The organism is Gloeotrichia echinulata CP02 (genome assembly GCA_038087035.1).
In the GTDB taxonomy this organism is placed as follows: domain Bacteria; phylum Cyanobacteriota; class Cyanobacteriia; order Cyanobacteriales; family Nostocaceae; genus Gloeotrichia; species Gloeotrichia echinulata.
On sequence record CP051187.1, the window covers coordinates 6,123,205 to 6,137,726 of the forward strand.

14 protein-coding genes are annotated in these 14,522 nt (G+C 42.5%); 7 read left to right on the plus strand and 7 right to left on the minus strand.

Features of this window, described 5'->3' with window-relative positions:
* The first annotated feature begins 61 nt into the window (after window positions 1-61).
* Both HEQ19_27285 and HEQ19_27290 read left to right on the plus strand, forming a co-directional pair.
* Complete coding sequence (locus HEQ19_27285) at window positions 62-2,263, plus strand: CHASE2 domain-containing protein (protein WYM02624.1); 2,202 nt, start codon at window positions 62-64, stop codon at window positions 2,261-2,263.
* A 577-nt stretch (window positions 2,264-2,840) separates the two neighbouring features.
* The gene (locus HEQ19_27290) at window positions 2,841-3,107 is read left to right on the plus strand and encodes a hypothetical protein (GenBank protein WYM02625.1); all 267 of its coding nucleotides are present in this window, start codon (window positions 2,841-2,843) and stop codon (window positions 3,105-3,107) included.
* Window positions 3,108-3,165: 58 nt separating this feature from the next.
* On the opposite strand, the gene HEQ19_27295 is transcribed toward HEQ19_27290, so the two are convergent.
* The 3 genes from HEQ19_27295 to psbU all read right to left on the minus strand — a co-directional run bounded on the left by HEQ19_27295 (window position 3,166) and on the right by psbU (window position 5,565).
* The gene (locus HEQ19_27295) at window positions 3,166-3,306 is read right to left on the minus strand and encodes a hypothetical protein (GenBank protein ID WYM02626.1); all 141 of its coding nucleotides are present in this window, start codon (window positions 3,304-3,306) and stop codon (window positions 3,166-3,168) included.
* Window positions 3,303-4,982: an L-aspartate oxidase gene (nadB, locus tag HEQ19_27300; protein WYM02627.1), complete on the minus strand. Its 1,680-nt coding sequence runs from the start codon at window positions 4,980-4,982 to the stop codon at window positions 3,303-3,305. The genes HEQ19_27295 and nadB overlap by 4 nt, the downstream gene beginning before the upstream one ends.
* Before the next feature lie 157 nt (window positions 4,983-5,139).
* The gene (psbU, locus tag HEQ19_27305; protein ID WYM02628.1) at window positions 5,140-5,565 is read right to left on the minus strand and encodes a photosystem II complex extrinsic protein PsbU; all 426 of its coding nucleotides are present in this window, start codon (window positions 5,563-5,565) and stop codon (window positions 5,140-5,142) included.
* A gap of 51 nt (window positions 5,566-5,616) precedes the next feature.
* Here psbU and HEQ19_27310 point away from each other — a divergent pair, with 51 nt between their 5' ends.
* A complete protein-coding gene (locus HEQ19_27310; GenBank protein ID WYM02629.1) occupies window positions 5,617-5,799 on the plus strand; it encodes a hypothetical protein in 183 nt (60 codons plus the stop codon).
* A 170-nt stretch (window positions 5,800-5,969) separates the two neighbouring features.
* Here HEQ19_27310 and HEQ19_27315 read toward each other — a convergent pair whose 3' ends face one another.
* On the minus strand, window positions 5,970-6,239 hold the full coding sequence (locus HEQ19_27315; GenBank protein WYM02630.1) for a hypothetical protein: 270 nt from the start codon (window positions 6,237-6,239) through the stop codon (window positions 5,970-5,972).
* A gap of 302 nt (window positions 6,240-6,541) precedes the next feature.
* On the opposite strand from HEQ19_27315, the gene HEQ19_27320 reads away from it, so the two are divergent.
* Window positions 6,542-7,186, plus strand: a complete 645-nt coding sequence (locus HEQ19_27320) for an IS607 family transposase (GenBank protein ID WYM02631.1) — start codon at window positions 6,542-6,544, stop codon at window positions 7,184-7,186.
* The gene (locus HEQ19_27325; GenBank protein ID WYM02632.1) at window positions 7,164-8,390 is read left to right on the plus strand and encodes a transposase; all 1,227 of its coding nucleotides are present in this window, start codon (window positions 7,164-7,166) and stop codon (window positions 8,388-8,390) included. The genes HEQ19_27320 and HEQ19_27325 overlap by 23 nt, the downstream gene beginning before the upstream one ends.
* A gap of 256 nt (window positions 8,391-8,646) precedes the next feature.
* Here HEQ19_27325 and tnpA read toward each other — a convergent pair whose 3' ends face one another.
* On the minus strand, window positions 8,647-9,054 hold the full coding sequence (gene tnpA / locus HEQ19_27330) for an IS200/IS605 family transposase (protein ID WYM02633.1): 408 nt from the start codon (window positions 9,052-9,054) through the stop codon (window positions 8,647-8,649).
* 79 nt (window positions 9,055-9,133) lie between these two features.
* Between tnpA and HEQ19_27335 the strand changes: the two genes are divergently transcribed.
* Entirely contained in the window at window positions 9,134-10,465 is a 1,332-nt protein-coding gene (locus HEQ19_27335) for a transposase (GenBank protein ID WYM02634.1), read from the plus strand.
* Between the two features lie 20 nt (window positions 10,466-10,485).
* Here the strand turns inward: HEQ19_27335 and HEQ19_27340 are convergent, their stop codons facing one another.
* Both HEQ19_27340 and HEQ19_27345 read right to left on the minus strand, forming a co-directional pair.
* Window positions 10,486-11,232: a THxN family PEP-CTERM protein gene (locus HEQ19_27340; GenBank protein ID WYM02635.1), complete on the minus strand. Its 747-nt coding sequence runs from the start codon at window positions 11,230-11,232 to the stop codon at window positions 10,486-10,488.
* Window positions 11,233-11,994: 762 nt separating this feature from the next.
* A complete protein-coding gene (locus HEQ19_27345) occupies window positions 11,995-12,834 on the minus strand; it encodes a prephenate/arogenate dehydrogenase (protein WYM02636.1) in 840 nt (279 codons plus the stop codon).
* Window positions 12,835-12,917: 83 nt separating this feature from the next.
* Here HEQ19_27345 and HEQ19_27350 point away from each other — a divergent pair, with 83 nt between their 5' ends.
* Window positions 12,918-14,480, plus strand: a complete 1,563-nt coding sequence (locus tag HEQ19_27350) for a pentapeptide repeat-containing protein (GenBank protein ID WYM02637.1) — start codon at window positions 12,918-12,920, stop codon at window positions 14,478-14,480.
* Window positions 14,481-14,522 lie beyond the last annotated feature (42 nt).

A 14,522-nucleotide genomic window follows, 5' to 3' on the forward strand; every position in this document is an offset into this window, starting at 1 on the left:
GAGGACTCCCGATGGCTGGGTAGAGAAAATCAAGAATATTTGTCCCAATTAGGTTATGGGAATGAGTAAGCAGCTAGGTAAGTTTTTTCTGAAATTCTTTTTTGGACGCAAACAACCGCTTGGTAGAGGTAACAGAGAATTCATTACGGCCACCAGCGTTGCAGTTTGCATCTTACTTTTACGCTCTATTGGATTGTTGCAATCTCTAGAGTTGGCAGCTTTGGATCAATTATTTCGCTTGCGTCCAAATGAACCACCAGAAGAACGTATTACTATTGTAGCGATTGATGAAGCTTCTTTACGCGAAGTAGGTTCCTGGCCGATACCAGATGGCGTTATTGCCCAGTTGTTGCAAAAATTAACAGCCCAAAACCCCCGCGCTCTTGGTTTAGATATCTACCGAGATTTACCAGTAGAGCCTGGTCATGAAGAGCTAGAGAATGCTTTTAGGTCAATGCCAAACTTGATTGGGATTGAACAATTGGCAAATAACAAGAACGCCAGCGTTTTACCGCCACCAGTCCTGAATCAACTTGACAAAGTGGGTTTTAACAATGTGTTGTATGATCCTGATGGTAAAATCCGTCGCAGCTTGTTGTATTGGCACATTGATAATCAGGCTCACGAAAGTTTTGCCCTCAAGCTAGCTTTATTGTATTTAAAGTCTTACGGAATTACTCCGAAAACAGCAGCCAGCAACCCTGAGTATTTGCAGTTGGGAAAGGCCGTGTTTACTCCGTTTCGCGCTGCAGATGGTGCCTATGTGGGAGCTGATGCTGGAGGCTACCAAATTTTGTCTAACTTTCCCAAACCCATCTGTCGCAGGTCATGTACAGAATCCTCTCATTATCGCCAGGTATCCATGAGGGATGTCCTAGCTAATAGAGTACCAAAAAGCTGGATCAGCGATCGCATTGTATTGATTGGTTCCACCGCTCCCAGTCTGCAAGATTTTGTCTTTATCCCACACTCAAGCAAGTTAATCGGTACGGCAAAGCCTGTTGCTGGCATTGAGCTGCAAGCTTATTTTATCAGTGAATTAATTTCATCTGCCGTCCAAGGCCGACCGTTACTCAAAGTCTGGTCTAAGTTACTGGAATATTTGTGGATTTTTACTTGGTCTTATGTAGGTGCGGTCACAACCTGGCGCATCAGACACCCAAAAAAGAGTATTCTCACGGTTGTGCTTTCTTGCTTGTTGCTGGCTGGGAGTTCTTACCTAGCGTTTCTCTCCGGTTGGTGGATACCAATTATTCCTTCATTACTTACCTTTGGTACTTCCGCTATTTGGATGACCTGTTATATTGCCTACATGCAGGAAGAGTTAAAACGTTCCAAAGAGTTTCTGCATCAAGTGATCAATACGATTGCTGACCCAGTTTTTGTCAAAAATGAACAACATCAATGGATTGTTTTAAATGAGGCCTATTGTCAATTTATTGGTTATCCAAATCGCCTGTTAATTGAAAAATCAGACTATGACTTCTTCCCAAAACATGAAGCTGATGTGTTTCGCCAACAAGATTCGCTGGTTTTCAAGACTCAGCAATCGCGAGAACATGAAGAAAAATTCACTGATGCTAATGGTATTACCTATCTGATTGCGACTAAGCGATCGCTCCACAAAGACGCTGCTGGTAATTACTTTTTAGTTGGGGTCATTCGCGATATTACTAAGCGCAAGCTGATCGAACAACAACTCAAGCGCACTGCTGCCGATTTATTCCGTTCTAACAATGAATTAAAACGCAAAGAAGACCACTTGCGTTATATAGCATATCACGACCCCCTGACCGGTCTATCCAATCGCAAATTTTTTGCTGAACAAATTTATGAGTCCCTCCATTGGGCGCAAATTAACAATTTGTTGCTAGCTCTGCTGTTTATTGACCTCGATGGCTTTAAGCAAGTCAATGATACCCTTGGCCACGAAATGGGCGATCGCTTGCTGGTGACTATCGCTCAACGACTCAGCAATTCTTTACGTGGTAGTGATACGGTTTCTCGCTTGGGTGGCGATGAATTTACCGTTATTTTGCGGTCTATTCCCAACGTGCAAGTAGCTGCTAAAGTTGCCGAAAAAATCTTATGCACGATTACCGAACCAATTGTTTTGGATGGATATACTACGTCTGTCTCCGCCAGTATAGGCATCAGTATCTACCCACTCAATAGTCAAGACACTGAAACTTTAATTAAACAAGCAGATACCGCCATGTATACTGCCAAGCGCCTCGGTAAAAACCGTTATGAGTTTGCTTGATTAGTCCATTGATTAGCTTTACTTCAGTAATAATTCTTAAGTGTTCGCCTGATTAGTCATCTAGCTGACATATTTTAGCTTGGAGTTATTCTTAAGTATATATATTTATCAAAAGTATATTTCGTATACAACTTATACATTTGGTAATTTTTACTGGATTTGCTAAATTGTAAAATTATACAAAAACTACAATATTGCAACTTTGCTGTGTGAAATTTAGTTATTTTCCCTGTTATCCTTCCGAAAATAGCGGAGTCGTACATGATTCTTTCTTTAGCTGACACAGTATTTATACGCTCAAACATTAAAATTTAATTAAGGAACTTTGATTAAGACAATTTACTTATGGGAATTAACAAAAATATATATCTCTAGATAGATGTTTAGAATTTATTAGTGTTTATATACCTAATACATTAAGCAGTTTCAACCAAAATACCCTCCTGCCTGATTTACAACCGAGTTACAACAATTTTTTGCTCAATTATTGAACTCGTAACACCAAAACTTTCATAAAGATTTAATCTATTTCGGCAATTATTTAAGTAATTATGCGTATATGGAACAAGGTACTTACATGAAAACCACACATGGTAATTTACCGAGGGTTATGGAAACTCACTTGAGAATCACAAGCGTTGTGATCTTGTGTGTCAGTGCGTATTTGCTACTACCCAAAATTACTGATGCGACAGCGGTTATCAACACTTTTACCGCTAATGGGTTCAGCACTACTAGCAACCAAAGCTTAACCACCCCCAAGCTGAATCATGAGGGTTTAAAAGTTTATATCCCACCAAACTATGGTGGTCCTGATAGTCAGCATGGTAGTGGCACGCGCTAATATCGTTAGGCAAGAGTCCAGAATCCAGAATCCAGAATCCAGAGTCCAGAGCCCACAGTCAATAGTAGTTACCACTAACAAATGACAAATGACAAAGAGTAATTAGTAATGAGTAATGAGTAATGAGTAATGAGTAATGACAAATGACAAATGACAAATGACAAGTGACAAATGACAAATGACAAATGACAACCGTCATTTATTCAAGAGTGAGGATTTCCACCAATGGTATTTTTGTATAAGTGTGTGGGCTTGCCAATCAGGGTCTGGGTGAGGATAATCTAGGCGGTAGTGTCCACCTCGGCTTTCGGTTCTAAAAGCAGCACTTTTGAGAATTAAGGCGGCTACATCTATTAAATTGCGGGTTTGCGCCCAAAGTCGCAATTGTTGTTCTACCTCTGGTAGATCTAAACTAGCTGGTTCTGTGGGACTTAAACTCAGCAAAAATTGAGTTAAAGGTAAGGCAGCAAAATCTTGTTGCCAAGATTCTATTGTCGCGATCGCTGTTTCTAACCCAGTTTGTTCTCGACATATTCCCGCAGTTTGCCACACTAGACGGGGTAATTTCAACCGTATTTCTTCTAGTTGTGCTTGTTGCTTGTGCCATTCACTGACATCGGCGATATATTTCCGCAATGGTAGCGCTGGTGTCTCTGACTCTAAAGCTACAGGGGCCAACTTAATATTAGCCATCTGTGCCCCAAATACAATACATTCGAGTAGGGAATTACTCGCTAAACGATTTGCTCCATGTACGCCCGTACTAGCGCTTTCTCCCACCGCGTACAAATCGGGAATATTCGTGCGATTTTGAAGATCTGTAACAATTCCTCCCATCCAGTAATGGGCTGCAGGTGCAACGGGAATGGGTTCTGTGAAAACATCAATGCCCCAACGCTGACAAACTTTGATAATATTGGGAAACCGATGACGAATTTTGTCGGCGGGTATGGGGCGCATATCCAACCACACATTGGCTGTGGTAATATCTGTGGTGGTGCGTTGCAAATGGCTAAAAATTGCTCTACTGACTATATCTCTAGGTGCGAGTTCACCGGCTGGGTGGTAGTCAAAGGCAAAACGGCGTCCTTGGTCATCAATTAGGTGTGCCCCTTCGCCGCGTACAGCTTCACTAATCAAAAAGCGATCAGCGCCTGGTTTGGTGAGGGCTGTGGGGTGAAACTGGATAAATTCTAAGTCGCGGAGGATAGCCCCCGAACGCCAAGCGATCGCCACTCCATCGCCTGTACTCACAGCAGGATTAGTCGTTTGGGCAAATACCTGACCACCACCACCGGTTGCTAGTACCACAGCACCAGCCCTAATCCATGTAATTTCCCCTTGATAAAATAGACTAATTCCTTGACAGCGCCCACTTTGGGGTTCCATCCACAAACTCAAGGCCAAAGCCTGTTGAATGACTTGAATATTCTGGCGTCGTAGGACTTGCGCTGTCAGAGTGGTGATGACTTCCCTACCTGTGGTGTCTGCTGCGTGGAGAACTCGGTGGTGAGAATGGGCTGCTTCTAAAGTTAAAGCTAAAGCTTGACCATGACGGTCAAAAGCTACCCCCAAGTTTACCAGAGATTGTATACATTTAGGGGCTTCTTGGGCAAGAAATTCTACCGCTGTGACATCACACAAACCAGCGCCTGCCTTGATTGTATCTTGAATATGCATTGCAGGTGAATCTTCTGGGGCAATTGCCGCCGCAATACCACCTTGCGCCCAATCGCTAGCCGACAAAGAAACAGATTCTTTAGTAATTAAACCGACTTGTAAGTTTTGTGGTAGACAAAGCACCGTGTACAGTCCAGCAGCACCAGCACCAACTACTAATACATCAAACTGGTTAGGAATATTTATCTGAGGCAAAGTCTGGGGGAGGGGGGGGGAGGGGGAGAGGGGGAGAGGGAGATAGGGGGAGATATTTCCCATTTTATCCTTGTCACCCATCCCCATTTATGATATATTAATTCGCTCCTTAGATAAAGGAGTGCGTTTTGATTGAGCAGATTAACTGGCGATGCAGTTATCTATAGATACCGTTGTTAAAGCGATCGTCTCCCTCGTTGAACTCAGGTGCTTTTTCCGTCACCGTGAAGTTATCTAGGTTAGCTTGGAGGAGTTCTGTTTGGCGAGTCTTCAATCCCTTAATATTCAATACATCCTCCACCTTTTTGTAAGGAGCATTTTTGATGATTTTCTTAGCCAGGGTGGGATAAAGCCCTGGATACTGTTGAAAAGCGCGGACGTTGGTGTTATTCAAATCAATTTTTTTACCGAATTCCGTTCCTAGCTTGGCGTCAGCCTTATTTTGACCAACCGCCAACACGGGGACTTGAGGAAACGCCAAAGTGTTGAAACTGACAGCTTGGGCTGGCCCAGTTGTGCCTAACCATCCCCAGCAGCCCAGCAACAAACTAAATACTGTTAATAAACGTACCAATCCTTTCACGATTTTTGTACCTCTTTCAATCAAAATGAAATAAAAGTTTTAAGCTGACAGATGTCACGAGTCATTGGTCATTCGCGAAAATACCAAGGACTTTGGACACAAGCTGCTCGCTTAATCAACACACAGCAGTCATCACAAACTAATATACAGCGTTGTGAAGTACCAAATGCCAAGTCTTTCGTAGAGAATGAAGAAAGCCGTTTCACTTTACAGCAGTTCTCCTGTTCCTGGTAAATTGTCTCGGTGTCCAGCAACAAGAGAAAAATTTTCTTTGTTAAGTTCAAAATTCGGGAAGAAGATTCTAGCTGAAACTACGGCACCGCGATAAATCGATAAACATGGTACCGTACTTGCGGTTAACGCACTCTACCAGAACTATTGACCGATTAACATGGCGACGTTTTTCATCCTTCACCCCGTCCTTTCCCGTTGCGCTGTTGTCCTAGCAGGTATTCCCAGATGCGACGAATTTCCGCCTGGAATACTTCGCGGTCGGCTTCAGCGATTTGGATGGAGTGCATAAGGATGTCAGTGACGCTGGCGACATCTTCAGTCAGTCCATCAACTTTCACTGTCAGTTGAGCAATTGCGGTAGTATTGGTAGCTTGTTGCCGTGCTACTTGCTCAAGGATAGCTTCAATGCGGTCTAGGCGGTCGGGGCTGGCTTGGCTCATCCTACCTCCAAGTCTTTCTTTGGTCTAGTTTCCAAAACATTTATTAAAACAGCAGCAGCAATATTGCTTAAAATTATATAACATTGTACCACTAAACGTATTAAGTTGTCGCTAGAGGTTGAAACCACCTCAAAAGTACAGTTTTTTACGCCCAGCTAGTTAGTTTTCCATAAAAAATCCCCTGTCGTCGCCTTGCGAACAACTCAGGGGATAGGACGTGTAACTAATTGTAAATTATTTGCTTAAAACGAGTAAACCTTATTAACTCGCGCTATGCTAAAAGTAGTTGAGTTAATGAGGTTTTGATGCAACATGTCACCCCCAAGGAAGCAGCTAAAATCCTTGGTGTCCACGTCTCCAGTCTTAGAAGGTGGGAGAACGAAGGAAAGCTTAGAGCAATCCGTACACCAGGCGGTCAAAGGAGATTCGTCCTCGAAGAAGTTGAAAAAGTCGCGGGAGTGTCCAGGACAGTTAGAACTGTTTGCTACGGGCGAGTCTCGACTAATGGACAGCAAGACGATTTGCAACGACAACTTGAACACTTACGCACGCGACACCCAGAGGCAGAAATCATTTCAGAAGTTGGAAGCGGACTCAATTTTAAACGGAAAAAATTCCTCGCAATTTTGGAACGAATCATCGACGGCGATATCCAACGTCTTGTCATTGCCCACCCTGACCGACTTGTCCGGTTCGGATTTGAATTGGTTAAGTGGTTATGCACAAAATTTGAGTGCGAACTCTTGGTTCTCAATGACCGCAAACTCTCTCCAGAGCAAGAACTCGTACAAGATATGTTGTCCATCATTCACTGTTTCTCTAGCAGGTTATACGGACTTAGAAAATACAAATCAACAATCTTTGAAGAGTTACAAAAAGAAAGCGAGGCACAAAGCATCGACAAAGCAGTCACCGAACAGTGTATTGAAAATCAGGCTATTTCCTAGCAAAGAACTACATCAAGTTTGGAAGCGTTGGCTTGCTGCTTATCGCTATTACTTCAATCAATGTATTAGTTTTCTTCACAAGAATTATGATGCCCAGACTCGAATAATTATTGTCAAGAAAACCAACAAAGAAAAAGAAGTTAAAATATCTGCCCAAGAGTTGGATAAAATAGCTCAAAAAATGGATGTGCCAGCATGGGTCAAGACATTACCAGGACATCAGCGTCAAGAGGCGTGTTTTGAAGCATTTGACGCATTTAAACAAGCTCGTAGTCAGGGTGGCAATGCTAAGTTCAAAAGCTGTAAAGCAACAAGCCAAGCTATCCAATTTAAAGTTGGTAATTTCAAGAATGGCACTTGGTATTGCAATACAACCAAAGGTTTGAAATTTACTACGATTGGTCAAACTACTCCTTTCCAATGTGAATATGGTACAGAGCTTGTATACCGTCGTGGTAAATGGTTTGGTTGCTTTCCCCAGTACAAAGATGTTACCCCATCTGGTAGTGATAGGGTGATAGCACTTGACCCTGGTAATCGTACTTTCTTAACTGGTTTTGATGGAGAGAATGTCTTAGAGATTGGTAAGGGAGATATCGGACGCATACAAAGATTGTGTCAGCACCTTGATAATCTAATTAGTCGTTCCACCAAAACAACATGCCGTAAACGTAGAAAGATGCGTATTGCCGCTAACCGTGTGAGAGAAAGAATCCAAAATTTAATTAAGGATTTACACAACAAAGCTGTTAATTTACTTGTTAATGCCTACAAGGTAATTTACTTACCAACATTTGATTCTAGTCAGATGGTAATTAAAAAACGTAATGGGAAGAGACGTAAAATTAACAGTAAGTCTGTACGCCAAATGCTTACCCTTTCTCATTACAAATTTGAGCAACATCTTAAACAAGCTGCATCAAAGAAAGGCGTAATAATCGTTTTATGTAACGAGTCCTACACTTCTAAAACATGCGGTAATTGCGGTCATATTCACCATAAATTAGGTGGAAACAAAGTATTTAAATGCCCTCACTGCGGAATACAAATTAGCCGCGATGTGAACGGCGCACGTAATATTTTATTGCGTGCTTTGCAAGCAACTGCCTTCACCGTGACGTATGATTCTATCGTGCTTTCCGATTCGTGTCTGCGACACGCTACGCGAACGGAATTGACGGATGCCATAGTTAATCACGTTTAGGCGTTTTGATTAGCTTAAAAGTTGCACATAATATCAGTGGTAAAATAAACCCGGTGAGTAAAATTAACCGATCACTTAATGAATAGATAGTGGATTGCCGTCCCCTAACTTTCTTGATCCTCGTTAACGAAGCGCGAAAGTCCCCACCTTCAGCGTACTCGCAAGGTGGGGATGAATAGCGGGCTGCGACGATTGCATCTATGACCAAAATCGACCGCAAGGTTGATAAGGGAATGGATGTATGAGGAGTAGCCATTCATTCATTTGGGGATTCTTGAGATTGTATATATTGCTTAATTTTTTCAATTGGTGCGCCGCCAGTAGAAGAGACATAATATGAACTAGACCAAAAAACAGGTTGACGATAAAAATTAGATAGATGTTCTGAGAATTCTTTCTGAATAATTCTGCTTGATGCTGATTTTAGACTACCTACAAGAACGGATAAGTTGTTATCTGGGTGGAAATCAACTAGCAAATGAACATGATCCACTTCGCCTGAAAACTCGATTAGTCTGCACTTGGTTTTTATACAGACATTTGCAAATATTTTTTGCAACCGTTCCAACATTGAAGCGGTTATTGTTTTGCGTCTGTACTTGGTTACAAACACAAAATGTAGGTGAATAGAGAAAACAGAATGAGAGCTTTTTCTGGGAACCACTTGACAAACCTATAGGTCAACTCTAATATAATAGAATAAATGTAAAAAGGAGGCAAATAAATCAGTGGCTACAAGACGGATGACTTTCAGGTTATACCCAAATAAGCAGATAGAGCAGTCTTTGCGGTATCACCGAAAGCTCCATAAAGACTTGTATAATGCTGCTATTTATAACAGATTCACTCAATATCAAAAGTTCAACCACAAGGTTGATTATTTTGAACAACAGAATTGTTTGCCAGAGTTCAAAGAAGTTTGGACAGAGTATAAAGAAATCAATTCTCAAGCTCTACAAGCAACTTTGAAACGTGTTGATTTTGCTTTCCAACGCTGGTTTGCAGGATTGGGTAAACGCCCTAAATACAAGTCAATTCGCCATTATTCTGGCTGGACATATCCAGCTAAAACTGGGTATTCTGTGGAATCTAACGGCGAAAACGGTTACTTGAATCTGTCTAAGATTGGACGCATTCAAATGCGAGGTCAGGCTAAGTATTGGGGAACACCTACTACTTGCACCATTGTTTTTAGAAATAACAAATGGTACGCATCTATTACCGTTGATGTTTTAGACCAAGTTCTCAAACCAGAAAATTTACCAACAGGTGCTATTGGTATAGACTTAGGTTGTATTTCAGCATTGTCAATTACTGATGGTCTAAATCATCAACAGATTGAAGCTCCCAAGTTTTTGAGAAATGCAGAACATCAAATCAAAAAAGCGTCTAAGGAGAAGAGGCGTAAACGCGCACCAAATAGAAAAAAGAAGATTAAGGCTTCTAGAAGATGGAAAAAAGCCCAAAATAAAGTTAGTAAACTAACTCGTAAAGTTGCTAACCAGCGTCAAAATTGGGTACATCAAGTTGCAGCAGAAATTGTCAGCGGTAATAGCTTCATTGCAACTGAGAAACTAGAAGTAAAGAACATGACAAGTTCGGCTAAGAAAGGTAAGCGTAAAAAGCAAAAAGCAGGTTTGAATAAGTCAATACTTGACGTAGGTTTTGGAATGCTACGCAGTGCCATCAAGTACAAAGTTGAGCAAATTGGTGGTGTATTTGTTGAAGTTCCAACCCTGAAGGTAAGGCCTAGTCAAACCTGCCCCAAATGCGGTCATCAGCACAAGAAAACACTCGATGTTAGAGTTCACGAGTGTAGTGTTTGTGGATATCGTCAAGACCGAGATATCGCCGCTGCCGAGGTAATGCTTTACTGGGCTAAAGGCACTCTACCGGAGTCAGGAACTGGCTTCGTAGGCGCAGAGCCATCTAGCTCTACTTCATGTACTCGTAAAAAAGCGGGAAGCATGAAGCAACTAGGGGCAAAGAAGCGTCAAAAATCTACAGAAAGCTTTGCTAGAAACGAACTGAGGGACGTAGAAACCCACAGTTCAGGCGAAGCCAACTGTGGGTAGTTCATTTAATTCTCACCTTTTTAAGCATTAACCTTTTCTTTTTGAGCCTGAGACTGCTTGCGTTTGAGAACTCCACCAAATACCAAAGCTGTAGCTGAACCAAGAATGGTCATAGGTTCAGGAACGTTAGGAGAAGGAGGAGTAGCTTGGACTTGCACCAACTTACCATAGAGTCCAGCGCTGTTTGCCCGTTGTTCTATGGTGATGAATTGAGAGACTGGGCTGGAGCTAGCGTCTGGTTTGAACCCTTCGATAGTCAGGTTATAATCAAACCCACCAATGCTGACCAACTCTGTAGAACTCAGAGAGGGAATGGAAACGACATCAGGACAGGGTTCGGAATATCCAGGGGTCGCAGGACACACAGTTCCTGGGACGTTATTAGGGGTCTCGTTGTGGCTAAACGCGAAGTTGAAGGTTTTATTGAAAGCACCAGTAAAATTGACCCCTAAATTGGCGTTGGCAAGAGTGTTACCGGTGATAGGCCAGTTGAAGTGTGTAAATGTCCCTAGTAAAAAAGAACTACCGTTTAATGGCGCAGTTACATTACTTTCACCAGTAAAGTTGTATCCGCTTTGTCCATTCCCAGTAGCAGCCGTACCCCAGCTAATCTGGTTAGTACCAATCCCACCGATAGGACTTTGAGTACCAACTGCGGAAGTCCAAGTACCGCTAGTGGTGACAGTTGCAGCTTGTGCCATACCAGTATAGCCGATGGACATTGCCAAGGTGGCAGCTACGCCCAGAACGTTCAATTTTTTGTTCATTAGTTAATCTCTCAATGAAATAGCGAAAGGTTAAATCACTTAACTGTTAACAGTTATCAAGGGTATGGTTGTCAGTACAATAGCACCAACATCTGACACTAATTGCATTAGTGTTTTACGTAGGCACTGAGATTATTAATCCAGTCTTTAACAATACCCGTAATTACTGTTAGCAATAGATAAACAACAGTATGTACTTAACGTCAATATATATGGCTTGGACTAACCCGTAAGTAGCTTGACGCAGGTAAACTTGTTGTATTAACAGGATTAAATATGCCTGTAAATCAATCAAAAATCAACCATTATTAGCTTTCTTCACAAAAACACATAGTGCCTTTTTTTACTTTTAGTTGAGTAAAAATCCCAAACCTTTATCCGTCAATGTTTATACTTACCTCTTCAAATTTATGGGAAATGTTAAGCTTCCATGAAGTTGCATAGTTTTTACGCAGAAAGATCAGGATATTTTGAAAATTTTTATACAAAAAATCCTGTAGGTCTAATAAATATAGGTGTTATTTGTCGCAGGGGGGAAGACCAATTTTATCGGCTCTGTGAGGACGATAGGGGGTAGGGGCGCAAGGCCTTGCGCCCCTACAGCTCGTCGAACAACGCCAAAAACCCTGATTTTCGCGTGCCGTGAGGGGTCATACCTACCATTCGCGACTCTGTATCCTTAATCTCGCAGCAGAGCAAAATGAAACGCCCTAAGTAAGTCGGCGCGAAAAAACAAAACAACTCAATAGCCGACCTACTTAGCTAATCAACAAAATCAGGACGCGCCTGTTGAGTTAATTTCAACTTGTGTTCTAAAACCGGCCAATTTTCCTGGTCAATTAAGTCAATCAATTCAGCCAAATTTTGCTGATATTGTTGCAGTGACCCCAGCAATGCTTGACGATTGTAACGCGCCATCATCAGGCGCAACTCTGGATTACCGCCACCGACACGGCTGGTATCGCGAAACCCTGAACTAGCTAGCTGTTGTGCTAACTTTAAAACCTCCAGGTCGGTTTCATTCATACAAGCTGCAATCAATGAAGAACTGACCATTGCAGGTAAATGTGAAATCCAGCTAACAGCGCGGTCATGTTGTTCTGGTTCACAATGGTAGATATTAGATCCAAGCGATCGCACAATGTTCTCGACAACGGCAATTGTATCAGTTGGTGTTGTGGGAATGGGTGTAAGTACATAAGGCCGCGCCACAAATAAATTTCGTTGTGCAGCTTCTATACCACTATCTGCGGTTCCCGCCATTGGATGTCCACCGATAAAATGATCCCAAAGGGGAGAAATCGCCTTAACTATCGGTGCTTTTACTGAACCGACATCAGTCAAAATCGTTGTGGGAGACAAATAAGTGATTAACTGTTCAACTTGGGTCACAATAAGTGATAGAGGTGTACAAATAAATACGATCTCAGCAGCAGCTAACAGGCTAAGATCCACAGATGCCTGATCGACACTGCCAAGGGCGATCGCCTTTTGACAGGTTGATTGTCGGCGGCTAACCCCAAAGACCTGATGTCCTTGCGATCGCAAATCAAAGCCCAAAGATCCACCTATCAGTCCCAGTCCTAAAATACCAATTTTCATTTTTGATTTTGATTAGTCCATCTCTTACATATTTTTTGCATAATTTACCAACTTTTAAAGTTGGCATCTGAGGGGTAGCATTCATGACTGTAGAAGAATTGCTGGAACAATACGCGGCAGGAATGTTAGACTTTACTGGTGTTGACCTTTCTGAAGCCAATCTCAGTAGTGCCAAACTCTCTGGAGCCAATCTCAGTGAAGCCAATTTGAGTGTGGTCAATCTCAGTGGTGCGAATCTCACCGAAGCCAACTTGAGCTATGCCAAGCTGAATGTAGCTAGATTGAGTGGCGCACATCTTGCCAACACCAACCTGAACAATGCTAGTCTCAATGTAGCTAACTTAATTCGCGCCGATCTTAATCGTGCCCAACTTAGGGGTGCTTCATTAATCCGGTCGGAGTTAATTCGCGCTGACCTCAGTCGCGCGGATCTATTCGAGGCTAACCTCAGCAGCGCCGACCTGCGAGAAGCAACACTGCGCCAAGCAAATCTCCGACGCGCCAACTTGAGTGAAGCAACCTTGAGAGGCGCTTCCCTCACAGGAGCCAACTTAGAACAAGCTAATTTAAACGTCTCTGACCTAGGTCGTACAGACCTCAGTGGGGCAAATTTGCGAGATGCTGAACTCAGACAGGCAAATCTCAGCCATGCTAACCTCAGTGGAGCAGACCTGAGTGGCGCCAATCTCCGGTGGGTAGATTTGGTGGGAGCAAATCTCAGGTGGGCAGATTTAAGCGGTGCTAAATTAAGTGGAGCTAACTTAATTGGAGCAGATTTAAGCAATGCGAATTTAACCAATGCCAGTTTAGTACACGCCAATTTAACTCAGGCAAAATTAATTAAAGCCGAATGGGTAGGCGCCGACTTAACTGGCGCAGTTTTAACTGGAGCCAAACTTTACGCCACCTCCAGATTTGGCTTAAAAACCGAAGGTATAACTTGTGAATGGGTTGACCTCAGTCCCACAGGCGATCGCTCCATCATCCAAAAGTTTAACTCAGAAGACTCACGAGACTTTTTTAATGAGACCCCGCCCACAATCCGCATTATCGTTGATGCCGCCCTAGAACACGAAGCAAATTTTGCCCTTGCTGGCGCATATTACCAAATTTTCCGCGAATACTCGAGGCTGAGACAACCGCCCACCACTGAAATCGGGCGTCGTCGGACTATATTTACCTTCCGCGTGGATAGCGACGAAGCTTTATTTCCCAGTGCTTATCTGGCGATTCTACCCTTTCGAGATAGCGCTAACACACAACAAAATATTCACGCCGTGCTGGAAATGATCACCAGCGAAGATATATCTCAATTGGGGCTAAAAACACCCCATCTGGTGCAGGAATTAAATACTTTGATCGAGCAAGCTAAGAATCAAGCTCAGATGATTCAACAAATGGAAAAAAATTTGGCAATAACAGCAAAATTAAACTTCTTCAAGGCACCCACCCAGACAATATTGACAAATTCCAGAGCGCAAACTTTGATTATCTATGATCACCCCAGCTTTGGTAAACGATTTATTAACCGCCCTGATAGCAATACATCCTTAATTGATGATATATCTAATAAATCTGCCAACTTGATACTGCCTTCGTTAAATATGGTGATTGATTTTGTCAAAACTTTTCATTACCTTGAATAATAGTCAAGGGTCATGGGTCATGGGTCATTCATCATTGGTAGC